Below are 12,658 nucleotides of genomic sequence, written 5' to 3'. Positions count from 1 at the left end.
GTCGTGTTCGATTCTTCAGGAACTCGCGATCCGGTTCGGCCCGAGATCGCGCTTTCCTGGAAACGCTCGCGGCTCAGCGGAGTCGACCCGTCCGCGGCAATCGCAGTGGATACCGCCGACCAGGACGCCGAGAGCCGGTTGCTGCGCGCGGCTACTCCGGTGCTCGACGAAGTTGCCCAGCAGCTCGCGGGCACCGGATTCTGTGTCCTGCTGGCAGATCGGGAGTGCCGCGTTGTCGCGTCGGTGTACTCGGACCGTCTGGTCGAGCGGACAATCGAGCGTTTGGGTGTAGTCAACGGTTCACGATTCGGTGAAGAACATGCCGGCACCAACGCCCTCGGGACGCCGCTCGAGGTGGGGAGAGCCGTGGTGATCCACGGCGAGGAGCATTTCCTCGACAGCCTCAAAGGTCTCAGTTGCTACGGACAGCCGATTCTGCACCCGGTGACTCGCCGGGTCGAAGGCATTCTCGACATGACCGGTATTGTCTCGCAAGCTAACCCGCTGTTCGCGCCGTTCCTTGCGCGGGCAGCGGCGGACATCGAGAAGCGACTACTCGAGGGATCGAAAGCGTCGGAGCAGCGGTTGGTCGACGCATTCCAGAGAGTGTCGCATCAGCGCAACATTGCCGTCGCGGCCATCGGCGACGACATTTTGCTGAGCAACCGAACGGCGTTGGATCTGCTGGACACCGCAGACCACGTATCGCTCCGGTCTTTGATCGCCGACCTCAACCCGGACCAATCGAGATTGGTAACAGTCGAATTGGCGTCCGGTGCACTCGCGCGAGTTCAAGCCGACAGAATTTCCGGCGCCGACGGTGGAGCGCTTTTCCTGGTCGAACCACTCCAGCGTGAGCGGGCGCCAATTCGTCGAACGCACGAGCGGACTCCGTCTCCGGGGGAACGACTGCGCCGCGATCTGATGCGGGCGCGGGCGTCGTCGTCCGCAGTTGCCATCTCGGGTGAAGCAGGTTCCGGTCGAACTTCGGCAGCATCGGACGTGGTCGGGAGCGTCGACGCCAGTTGGCACGATGCCACGCGAATCGCCTTCGACGGCCGTGAGCAATGGGTCACCGATCTCGTGCGAGCTGCCCGAAGGCGCTCGGGTGTTGTCGTGATCGAACAGGTGCAGCTGCTTCCCGATTCGGTGTTGCCCATGATCGCGGACTTGATCGACGCCAGCGCTGAGGGGCCGAGGATCGTTATGACCAGTGGAGCAGTAGCAGACCTACCGCCGACCATCGCGGCGTTGCTCTCGCGTTGCGCTTCCAGAGTTGTCATCGCCCCACTGCGCGAGCGGCAAGCCGAGATTGCCGAGTTGGCGCAGGCGATGCTGGAAGGGATCTCGCCCGAGCTGAGGTTGACCGCCAGTGCTGCCGAGGCGCTCACAGCGGCCAGTTGGCCGGGCAATCTCGCCGAATTGAGAGTTGTGCTGCATCGCGCCGCGGGCGATCGCGTGAGCAATCGCATCGACGTCACCGACCTGCCTGAGGACTATCGCACGACCACCAAGGTGTCGCGGTTGGCAGGACGGGAGAAAGCGGAGCGTCAGGCGATCATCGGAGCGTTGAAAGACTGCGGCGGCAACAAGGTTCACGCGTCGGCGCAGCTCGGTATCAGCCGAAGCACCCTGTACACACGGATGCGGGCGCTCGACATCACTGTGTAGTTGACTGTCCGAATTGAGTTGTACAAAGTTCGGACAGTTAGCACCCCCGGAAGCGCGGAAGTATGGCGTGCATCACATTCGCACCTCACTACTTCAGGGAGTTTCCGATGACGGCAGTAGCCGAGCACACCATCAGTTCCGCGGTACAGGGATTCCTGAACGGATCGAAAAAGCTATACATAGGCGGCGAATTCGTCGATGCCGCTTCGGGTCAGACCTTCTCGACGTACAACCCGGCTGACGGGCAGAAGCTCACCGACGTGGCGCACGGCCAGGCCGAAGACATCGATCGCGCAGTACGGGCTGCCCGCACAGCTTTCGAAGACGGACCGTGGTCGCGCATGAAGGCAAACGAGCGCGAGCGGATGATCTGGCGCGTCGGCGACATCCTCAGTGCCCGCGCCGAAGAGTTCGGTCAGCTCGAAGCTCTCGACAACGGCAAGTCCGTCGCCATCGCCACAGCAGTCGACGTGGCCTGGGCCGCAGACGTTTTCCGCTACTACGCGGGATGGGCCACAAAGATCGAAGGCAGCACGGTCAACGTGTCCATGCCCTTCTCTCCCGGCGGCGAGTTCCACGCATACACACTGCGTGAGGCGATCGGCGTCTGTGGTCTGATCGTGCCGTGGAACTTCCCGCTGCTCATGTCGTCGTGGAAGCTCGCCCCAGCACTTGCCGCCGGCAACACCGTGATCCTCAAGCCCGCTGAGCAGACCCCGCTCACCGCACTGCTTCTCGCGGAGGTCTTCGAAGAAGCCGGCTTCCCGCCCGGTGTCGTCAACATCGTTCCCGGCTTCGGCGATGCAGGTGCTGCACTGTCCGGCCACGACGACGTGGACAAGGTCGCGTTCACCGGTTCCACCGAGGTGGGTAAGAAGATCGTCGACGCCGCCAAGGGCAACCTGAAGAAGGTCACGCTCGAGCTCGGTGGCAAGAGCCCCAATATCGTGTTCGCCGACGCGGATTTCGATGCAGCGGTCGAGGGTTCGCTCAACGCCTGGTTGTTCAACCACGGTCAGTGCTGCGTCGCCGGAACCCGGCTGTACGTCGAGGACTCCATCTTCGAGAAGTTCACCGAAGCCGTCGCGCACGCTGCGAGCCAGGTCAAGATCGGTCCGGGCCTCGATCCCACCACCCAGCTCGGACCGCTGGTGTCGCAGGAGCAGTTCGACAAGGTCACCGGCTACCTTCGCGAAGGAATCGCCGACGGCGCACGCGCACTCACCGGCGGCAACCGCTGGGGCGATCAGGGCTACTTCGTCGAGCCGACTGTCTTCGTCGACGTCAAGCCCGAATTCTCCATCGTTCAGGAGGAGATCTTCGGACCCGTCGTGGCAGCGCTGCCGTTCAACGCGGACGACGGACCGATCACTGCCGCAAACGATTCCATCTACGGCCTGGCCGCCGGCATCTGGACCCGGGACATTTCCAAGGCCCATCGCACAGCCAAGCGTCTCAAGGCCGGCTCGGTGTGGATCAACCAGTACAACGGCTTCGACACCGCGATGCCTTTCGGCGGATACAAGCAGTCCGGCTGGGGCCGCGAACTCGGCGCATCCGCCATCGACCTCTACACCCAGACCAAGGCCGTCAACATCGCCCTCTGACCGACCCCATCGCACATTCTCTCGTCCGACAATCAAGGAGATCACCAGTGAAGACCAAAGCTGCTGTACTGCTCGAGCCCGGAAAGCCTTTCGAGATCATGGAACTCGACCTCGACGGCCCGGGCGTGGGTGAGGTACTGATCAAGTACACCGCTGCCGGACTGTGCCATTCGGATCTGCACCTGACCGATGGTGATCTCCCGCCGCGTTACCCGATTGTCGGTGGGCACGAAGGTTCGGGCATCATCGAAGAGGTCGGACCCGGTGTCACGAAGGTCAAGCCGGGCGATCACGTCGTGTGTAGCTTCATCCCGAACTGCGGTACGTGCCGCTACTGCTCGACCGGTCGTCAGAACCTGTGTGACATGGGCGCCACCATCCTCGAAGGTTCCATGCCGGACGGTTCCTTCCGGTTCCATGGCAACGGCCTGGACTTCGGCGGAATGTGCATGCTCGGAACATTTTCCGAGCGGGCCACCATCTCGCAGCACTCGGTCGTCAAGATCGACGACTGGCTTCCCTTGGAGACCGCGGTGGTTGTCGGTTGCGGTGTTCCGTCGGGCTGGGGAACCGCCGTCAACGCCGGTAACCTCCGCGCCGGTGACACCGCGGTCATCTACGGCATCGGTGGCCTCGGTATCAACGCGGTCCAGGGCGCCGTTTCGGCCGGCTGCAAGTACGTCGTTGTGGTCGATCCGGTTGCGCTCAAGCGGGAGACCGCACTGAAATTCGGTGCAACCCATGCCTTTGCGGACGCCGAGAGCGCTGCCGTCAAGGTCAACGAATTGACGTGGGGCCAGGGCGCAGACGCCGCGCTCATTCTGGTCGGCACCGTCGACGAGGACGTCGTCAGTGCAGCGACGGCCGTAATCGGCAAGGGCGGCACCGTGGTGATCACGGGACTCGCCGATCCTGCCAAGCTGACCGTTCACGTGTCGGGTACCGACCTGACGCTGAACCAGAAGACGATCAAGGGCACGCTGTTCGGATCCATGAATCCGCAATACGACATCGTGCGCCTGCTGCGTCTCTACGATGCGGGTCAGCTCAAGCTCGACGAACTGATCACCAACACGTACAGCCTCGAAGACGTCAACCAGGGCTACCAGGATCTGCGTGACGGTAAGAACATCCGTGGCGTGATCATTCACGACAAGTAGGACAAACTGCTGTGCGCCTTCTGTTAACCGTGGTCGGTTAATAAAGGCGCACAGCGGTTTTTGCTTTTTTCAGGATCTGCATCAGCTTCAACAATGCCGAGAATTTCGCGAACACCGTCCGCCCGACTACCGAGCCGAACGCTGCGGAGTCCGTTGCGTCGAGGGCGTCGAGTAGATCGCGGAAGCTCTGGACCTGTTGCGCCATAACATCGATGTCCACGTGTGTGGCTGTGTCCGGTTCGCGCAACGCCAGCAGGTATTGCGGCGCTGTCACCAACGCGACGGCCGGAATCTTGCGCTCGAACAGCGGTTCACCCTCACCGAAATGAATGACGGGGCCGGGGGCGACGATTCGACGGTCGCCGCTGCCGATGTCGCGCCACAGCGGTGCGACGATATCGTGGACTTCCCGGCTCGTCGCGTAGAGAAGTTCCGGTTCCGGGGTCGCGTCCAACGTATAGGTGCCGAGTGTGGTGTCCTCGGAGTCGCCGAGAGCGCCCAGATGCTCGATTGCTATCCCAGCCACCGCACGCGCCTGGCCCGCTTCACCTTTCCACATGTCAGGGTGGGCCTCCAGCCACGTCGATGTTGCCTGTCCGTGTTCGGAGACCGCTGGAATGCGCAGGTGACCGGTGGTCAGAACAAACACGTACGATCGTCGATGCGGCTGTGCAACAGCATGGCGAGCCAACTCCATCATGCCGAGGTGGCCGTTCTCCTCGACCCCGTTCGTCCCGTCGCTGTGGGTGATGACCAGAATCGTTTCCGATGGTGAAGTGCCGGGGGAGACGGCCCAAACGGTGTCGGTTGTTGTTCCGGGATGCAAGGTTGCGTCCAAAACGAGAGTCGCCTGCTGACCGGAATGGGCGGCAGCAACGACCTGTGCGCCCTCGTCACCCGCCACCCACACTGCCGGAATATCGTGATACGGCTGGGTGAACGGAAGATACTGTCCCAGAGCGTTGTCCGGCGCAATGCCACGCCACACCGCGATCACGCCGAGGACACCGGATTTGCGGGCCTTCTCGAGTTTCGGCCCCAACAGCGTCGCGGAGAGCACCGGATTGCGCAGGGTCTCGTCCGTCACCATCGGTCCCCACTCACTCACCAGCAGCGAGCGCGGGAGGTCGACGTGGGGAACCTCGATCACAGCGATAGCACCTTTGGCCTTCGACCACGAGGGGCGCTTGGCATTCAGATAGACCAGACGTGCGGTGATCCCAGCCGGTCCGGTGAGTCCGGAGTAGGGGAATGCGGACGAGACTCGCACCGGTCCGGTCGGCAGTTCGATGCGCAGTCCGTCGGCACGCTGAGGTAGATCCCAACGCTCGAAGGTGTGCGAATCACGGTGTACCTCGAGCCCGAGATCCACGAATTCGCGGGCGACTTCCTCGACCACCGCATGATGCGCGTCAGTGCCGGTCAATCGAGGTCCCAGGGCGTCGAGGCGTTGTTGCCCGGACTGAAGTAGGTCGCGGTCGACGCTCTGGCCGTGTGTCATGCGGATGCCTTTCGTGGGGGCTTCTTGGCAAATATCTAGTGCCATAACGCGAATCGGACCGTACCGTATGACGTGGCACCGAGAGTCCACGGCGAGAGAGGCTTACGTTGGCTACCTATTTGTACAGGCTTGGGAAGTTTGCATTCCGCCACAAGTACCTTGTGTTGGCAACGTGGGTGATTGTCATCGCGATTGTCGGCGGCGCGATCGGCGCTACCAGCCCGACGTTCTCGAAAGAATTCAATCTTCCCGGCACGGATTCCCAACGTGCCACCGAGCTGATGAACGAGAATTTTGCGGCTGCGGCAGAGCAACAAAGTAAGGCATCCACCAGCATTCTTGTCGCGGCCGACGACGGACTTGCTGCGCACAGTGATCAGATCGACCAATTGATCGCGCAGGCAAAGACTCTCCCGGACATCGTTGATCCCGAAACGATCGTCAATCCGGTCGCCCTCGCGGCGGCTGAACCGGCGCTTGCCAGTGCCGTACTGGGCGACGACGGCAAGGTGGGGTTGATCCAGCTCAACCAGTCGATCCGCATCGAGGATCAGACGCAGGCCAACAAGACGGCTTTCCTCGATCTGATGGCCAAGTTCCGTACCGGCGGTTTGCAAGTCGAGGGCACCGGTTCGTTGATGCAGGTCCAGACTGCTGGCGGATTGTCGGAGATGCTTGGCTTCGCGGTGGCGTTCATCGTCATGATCGTGGCCTTCGGTGCACTGATCGCGGCGTTCATTCCGCTGTTCACCGCGATACTCGGCATCGCACTCGCAACGCTGACCGTGACGCTCGGGGCGGGATTCTTCGACATCAACGAGGGTGTCACGGGCATCGTGACGATGATCGGCATTGCCGTCTCGATCGACTACGCGCTGTTCATCGTCTCGCGGTACCGCAGTGAACTCAATCTGGGTGGTAGTAGGGAGGCAGCAGTCGGTCGTGCGGTGGGCACAGCCGGCTCGTCCGTCGTTTTTGCCGGCCTGACCGTTGTGGTTGCCTTGGCAGCGCTGGCCGTGGTGGGTGTACCGATGATCACCCAGATGGGAATCTCGGCTGCGATCGCCGTGATTATCGCGGTGTTGGGCGCGATCACGTTGATCCCGGCTGTTCTCGGGGTGTTCGGCCGCTTTGCCTTCTCGCCGCGCATCCCCGGCCTGCGTCACGGTGACGAGCCCGAATCGATGGAATCGAACGGGCACCGGTGGGCGAAGGTGGTCACCAAGTACCCGTGGCCTATCGCCGGCATTGCGTTGGTTCTGCTGGTGATCGCCGCGATTCCGATGACAAAACTCGAGCTCGGGCTTTCCTTCACTCAGGACGAGGAGCAACCGGCACTCGCGCTGATGCAGCGAGGTTTCGGCGAGGGTGTCAACGGCAAGTTGTTCGTTGTGCTCGACTCTCCCGAGGGGACAGACATCACGCCCGTCGCAGCCAAGACGATTGCGTACATCAAGGGTCTGGACAACGTCGCCACGCCGGATCTCCTGATGTGGACCGGCAACGGCCCGGACGCGGCCAACCCAACCGTTGGGGCAAACTCCGCCCTGATCGCCGTAACTCCGCAGCTATCGCCGAGCGGTCCCGAAACACACGAGTTGATGGATCAGATCCGCGAATACGGGTCGACGGTGAAAGCCGAGGGCGCTGAACTTGGCGTCGCGGGTCAGACGGCGATTGTTGCCGACATGTCGTCGAAACTCAGTTCCGCCCTCATTCCGTATCTGATTGTGGTCGTCGGGCTGGCGTTCATCATCATGATGGTCGTCTTCCGTTCGATCCTGGTTCCGCTGACTGCAACTCTCGGATTCCTGTTCTCCATCTGCGCCACGTTCGGTGCCACGGTGGCGATCTTCCAAGAGGGCGCATTCGGGTTGATCCAGCACACCCAACCGATCATCTCCTTCCTGCCGATCTTCATGATCGGTGTGGTCTTCGGTCTGGCAATGGATTACCAGGTATTCCTCGTGACTCGAATGCGCGAGGAATACGTGCACGGGTTGTCGGCAAAGGACGCCATCATCTCGGGGTACACCCACGGTGCGCGAGTGGTCGCGTCAGCGGCGATCATCATGATCTCGGTGTTCGGCGCGTTCATGTTGTCGTCGGAAACCACCAGCAAGATGATGGGCTTCGGACTTGCTGCTGCAGTCTTCTTCGACGCCTTCATCATTCGCATGATCGTGATTCCCGCGGTCATGTCGATTCTCGGAGACTCGGCGTGGAAGCTGCCGGCCTGGCTCGACAAGATCCTGCCCAACGTCGATATCGAGGGCGAAGCGATCCGGCTCATCCCGATCGAACAGGATCCAGACGCAGATCCGGTGCCTGTCGGGGTGTAATGACTTCTCCAATGGAAACCATCCGGTTGGTAACAAAAGTCGGTGCCGCCGCGACAGGTCCGGGGAGAGGCAACGCCTGCCTGGCGTGCCCTGAGGAAACTGCGAGGGCTGGTGGCCGACAAGAATTCCGGTTCCGATCGGACCGAAAAGTGGACGGTCGCGTTCACGGTGGTCTCGTTGATGGCCGGCGGCATCGTCTTTGCCGGAGTAGTCGATCGATGGAGCGGTTCGGACTCCGGTGAACTGACTGCGTCGTCCGTCGGAACGACGCAGTCGACCGAGGAGACGCAGGCCGAGGAGAATTCGGAGTACACCTACGTAACACCAACGGTGGTGTACCCGACGAGTATCCCGGGATGCACCAGCGTCGAGTCGCCTGGCGACGGCTTGTCATCGATCTCGTACTGGTCGACCGGGGCACAAACCTACGACGATCCACGGTTCCCGTGGTTCTCCGCGCCCAAGGCAACGGTGATGTCCGAAGCCGTCCAGCGGTCGCTGCCGGCTGTCGCCGAGATCGAGTTCGCAAGCCCGGAACGATCGTTGAACTTCGGGCCCCTCCACGTTCCGTCGGAATCGTCCGAACTGCCAGAGGGGTTCTCACTCGAGGAGATGGCGGATACGACGGCATCCGCGACGCTGGTACGGGACGGAAAGGCCGGAGCACTCGACATCCGGGTGACGTCCCATACGGGCCCGGTTCCCCCGTGTATTGCCGGCTCGCTCGTCGAGCGCCGCACCCTCGCTGACGGTTCTGTCGTGGACGCGCAGGACACGTGGAGCGAAACCAACGGCGTTCGCACCCTGTCGCGTTCAGCGCTTCTGTACGGCGCGGATAAAACATTCATCCAGGCGAGCGCGACCGACGCGGTCTATGCCGGTAGCCCCGGGGTCGAGATCAGTGGAGTCGTTCCGTTGACCGTCGAAGAACTGATCGCTTTGGTCAGCCTTCCGCAACTGCGCATTACGGCGCCGGTTCCACCCGGTACGGCACCTATCCAGCCCGGTTGCCAAGGATCGACACTCGACCCGTCCGGGCGGAAGCTGGATCGTGGCACCGTCGACGAGCTGGGAAGAGCTCTCCAATCAGGTTGGCGTGCGGCACCTCCCGGAATGCCAGTTCTCGAACCTGCGCTCGGGAGATTGGTTCTGGCCGAGAGCGACACCACGACCGCCTGTCAGGATCTTGTAGCGCGATCGGGCGGCAACGAGTCGGATCTGACTATTTCGATCACCAGCGGGCAGCCACTTCCCAAGGCGCCGAACAAGTACGACCCTTCGTACGACGGGCATCCGAAATCGGTGGTGACCGCCGAGGACGGCGCTGTGATCGTGCGCGACGAGCGTCATTACTCGGTCATGCCGATGGGGAATGGTGAAGGCACTCGCGAGGCAACGAGTGAACAGAGTCGGTCGGTAACGCTGACACAGCCCAATGGAACGCGGGTGTCGGTTCGTTCGTCGGCGGCGTCGCCGAACATGCCGATGACATACGAGCAATTGGAATTTCTCGCAACGATCGACGGGCTGGAGATTCGATGACCGAGCGGTTCTCTCCACGGGCACGTCTGGGCATCGCGGCACTTGCCGCGATAGTCACCGTTACCGCAGCAGTGGTCACCGTGATCGATGCCGGGAATCGTGCCCATTCCGTTGACGTCGGGGCGCCGCTGTGGGCCGTCGACGCCGCCGAGGTTCTCGGACGGGAGTTCGCGGTCTTTCGCAGCCCGCTCGGCGGAAGCGAATTCAACATGGAGATGGGCGGATTCATCGACGCGGGCTCGATAGTGGTGACAATGGCAGGTATGCCGGACCGGCAGTCCTACTCCCTCGACGACGCGGAACTCGTTGCGCTCGATGCCGAAGACGGCTCGGTGCGCTGGCGCGCGTCGGCCGTCGATATCGGCGGGTGTTCTCCGGCATTGCTGGACGGTTCGCTGCTGTGCTACTCCGGGCCGTATGTCACTGCCTCCGCGTACTCGGTTTTCGACATCGAGAGCGGCGAGCGTCGAGACGTTGTCACGCCGTGGTCACCGATCATCGCGGTTGTCTCGGGCGATGACGTCCTGGCCCTCGAGGGTGATATCGAGAGCAACGACGTTCGTGTCCACAGTGGAAGCGTCGACGATCCGGAAGCCAACTGGTCCAAGGCATTCGACGTCGGCGGATCGTGGGAATCCGGTTACGTCGAGCCGGTGATGTCGGTGCGCGGCGATCTGGGCCTGATTTCCCTCGACGAGACTCTGGGTTTCGATCCGGAGACCGGCGATCAACGGTGGTTGTACGGCTACACCACGTGCTCGACCACGCACACATCCTCTGACGGTGTCACTTTGGTTTTAGAACGTGATTGCCAGAACGATGGGCAAGCGACAAGAGCGTACGCAATTGATCAGTACGGGCACGAATTTGCCAGGGCGGATTTCGTGTCTTCCGGATCGGGATCGTATTTCAGTTTGCGTTACAGCCGTGACCAACCTGCCGGGGATTCGACTCCGATCATTCTGGGGGACAGCGGCTTCGACAGAAAGACCGGAGAGAAGCTGTGGACCAACCAGGAGGTGCTCGGTTCTGCGCAATCCTTGGCGGTGATCGGAGATGTGGTTGCTGTGACGAGCGCCGACGGTACGATCCGGTTCGTTGATCTGTCCAACGGGGAGGTCCTGTGGGATACCCGTACCGAACGTACCGGCGAGATTCTGTGGGACGGTGATCTCGTCGTAGACGAAGGAATTGTGTACGGAGTGAATCCTCGAACAGGTCAGCGCACCTGGGAGGTTCGCGTGGAACCGGATGGAGACGATGGTGTTGGCACCTGGGTGCAACCGCGCGAGTTGTGGGGAGGAGAGCGGGTGCTGTTGCGCTCGAGTGAGGACCGCATCACTGCGTTGAAGCGCTCGTAAGTGCACCGGCCTGCGGCGCCGGGATGCTCTTTCCGGTGAAGGGATCAATCTCCTCGAGCGGTGGAATTCCTGGCGGCGCTCACACCGGTGACGGTTGATTGCGACAAGATAACTACAAGGTGTCCGGCGTGGTGGAAATCGAACTTCTTCAGTGCTCCATGGCATCGTCAATGTGGATTGCTGATGAGTCGCCACGTGTAGTGTGCTGTGTGTCGGTCGCATCTGGCGGCCGTGTATTTCAGGTTGCATCTCGGACAATAATTTGGACAACAGGCGACTGTTACCTGTAACTGTGGTTATTGTTCGACTGGGCGGAGATTTTTCGGCCGCACGCATGCACGACATGTGAGAGGGGCTGTCATGGGACAGATCATCGGAACCATTATTTTCGGTGCAGTAATCGGAATCCTTGCGCGCCTGGTGCTGCCAGGTAAGCAGCAGTACGGGATGATCATCACCATCGTCCTCGGTGTCGCCGGTGCATTGATCGGATACTGGGTGTGGGGCGCCATCTCGGACAAGGGTGATACCGGCGGAATCGACTGGATTCGCTGGATCATCAGCATCGCGGCAGCTGCAGTTCTGTCCCTCGGCTACAGCGCCGTGACGGGCAAGAAATAGGCATATCGCTTGGTCTGAAAAGTGCGCCCTCCCCATAGAGGAGGGCGCACTTTTGCCTGGGCAGAAATCTGTCTAGGCAGTGATCAGAGCCCGCGTTGTAGACGCAGGGCATTGAGAAACTGAGTCGGCAGTTCGAGTTCGACGCTCTCGTCGTCGGGATGAGGGAGAGCTTTGATCTTGGCGAACTCGTCGTTGAGTCGCTCCATCTTGACGTCCAGACGGTGTGCGGCGGCTGCGGCTTCGGTGAGCTCGTCGAGCAGTTCGGCCGGCACGTCCCGGTTGTACTTGTAGTAGATCTTGTGCTCGAGACTGGCCCAGAAATCCATTGCGATGGTACGGATCTGGAGTTCGATCGGCACGTAAGAGACGCGGTCGCTCATGAAGACGGGCACTTCGACTATGAGGTGCAGACTCTTGTAGCCGTTGGGCTTGGGGTTCGCGATGTAGTCCTCGCGCTCGATCACCCGCAGATCCGACTGGCTGGTGAGCATTTCGGCGATCCGATAGGTGTCGGAAATGAAGCTGCAGGTAATGCGCACGCCGGCGATGTCGAAGATGTTCTTCGAGATGTCCTCGATGGTGATCGGAATGCCGAGTCGCTCGGCCTTGCGCATGATGCTCTCCGGTGTCTTCACCCGAGATGCGACGTGTTCGATCGGACTGTACTGATTGATGTGGGTGAACTCGTCCTTGAGGATATTCACCTTGGTCATCAGTTCGGCGATACCGAATTGGTACAGCATCATGAATCGGGAGAACTCGGTTCGCAGTTCGGCGAAATCTGTTCGACTGATTCCACTACTGTCTTCCACGTTCGGCACGGCACCCTCATCTGTTAGCTGGTGCAACCAGT

9 protein-coding genes are annotated in these 12,658 nt (G+C 61.3%); 7 read left to right on the top strand and 2 right to left on the bottom strand.

What is annotated here, in order from left to right:
* Positions 1-3: 3 nt before the first annotated feature.
* The 3 genes from KYT97_RS09465 (at position 4) to KYT97_RS09455 (ending at position 4,438) form a co-directional block, all read left to right on the top strand.
* Positions 4-1,671 (top strand): sigma-54-dependent Fis family transcriptional regulator, encoded by a 1,668-nt coding sequence (locus tag KYT97_RS09465; protein ID WP_033236952.1) that lies wholly within the window; start codon positions 4-6, stop codon positions 1,669-1,671.
* Positions 1,672-1,778: 107 nt separating this feature from the next.
* On the top strand, positions 1,779-3,278 hold the full coding sequence (locus tag KYT97_RS09460; RefSeq protein ID WP_033236968.1) for an aldehyde dehydrogenase family protein: 1,500 nt from the start codon (positions 1,779-1,781) through the stop codon (positions 3,276-3,278).
* A gap of 47 nt (positions 3,279-3,325) precedes the next feature.
* Entirely contained in the window at positions 3,326-4,438 is a 1,113-nt protein-coding gene (locus KYT97_RS09455) for an NDMA-dependent alcohol dehydrogenase (protein ID WP_033236951.1), read from the top strand.
* 37 nt (positions 4,439-4,475) lie between these two features.
* Here the strand turns inward: KYT97_RS09455 and KYT97_RS09450 are convergent, their stop codons facing one another.
* Entirely contained in the window at positions 4,476-5,939 is a 1,464-nt protein-coding gene (locus tag KYT97_RS09450) for a zinc-binding metallopeptidase family protein (protein WP_033236950.1), read from the bottom strand.
* 107 nt (positions 5,940-6,046) lie between these two features.
* Here KYT97_RS09450 and KYT97_RS09445 point away from each other — a divergent pair, with 107 nt between their 5' ends.
* From KYT97_RS09445 to KYT97_RS09430, 4 genes are all read left to right on the top strand, one after another.
* Complete coding sequence (locus KYT97_RS09445; RefSeq protein WP_045070865.1) at positions 6,047-8,281, top strand: MMPL family transporter; 2,235 nt, start codon at positions 6,047-6,049, stop codon at positions 8,279-8,281.
* A 111-nt stretch (positions 8,282-8,392) separates the two neighbouring features.
* Complete coding sequence (locus KYT97_RS09440) at positions 8,393-9,823, top strand: hypothetical protein (RefSeq protein ID WP_219112148.1); 1,431 nt, start codon at positions 8,393-8,395, stop codon at positions 9,821-9,823.
* Positions 9,820-11,184, top strand: a complete 1,365-nt coding sequence (locus tag KYT97_RS09435; protein WP_219112147.1) for an outer membrane protein assembly factor BamB family protein — start codon at positions 9,820-9,822, stop codon at positions 11,182-11,184. Before KYT97_RS09440 ends, KYT97_RS09435 begins: the two co-directional genes overlap by 4 nt.
* A 360-nt stretch (positions 11,185-11,544) precedes the next feature.
* A complete protein-coding gene (locus KYT97_RS09430) occupies positions 11,545-11,805 on the top strand; it encodes a GlsB/YeaQ/YmgE family stress response membrane protein (RefSeq protein ID WP_033236946.1) in 261 nt (86 codons plus the stop codon).
* Between the two features lie 83 nt (positions 11,806-11,888).
* Here KYT97_RS09430 and KYT97_RS09425 read toward each other — a convergent pair whose 3' ends face one another.
* Positions 11,889-12,617, bottom strand: a complete 729-nt coding sequence (locus KYT97_RS09425) for a GTP pyrophosphokinase (RefSeq protein WP_045071233.1) — start codon at positions 12,615-12,617, stop codon at positions 11,889-11,891.
* Positions 12,618-12,658 lie beyond the last annotated feature (41 nt).

It is taken from the genome of Rhodococcus globerulus (genome assembly GCF_019334125.1).
Classification (GTDB): Bacteria; Actinomycetota; Actinomycetes; order Mycobacteriales; family Mycobacteriaceae; genus Rhodococcus_F; species Rhodococcus_F globerula.
The sequence above is the reverse complement of the archived record's forward strand: the minus strand, read 5'-3'. Positions and strand labels throughout refer to the sequence as shown.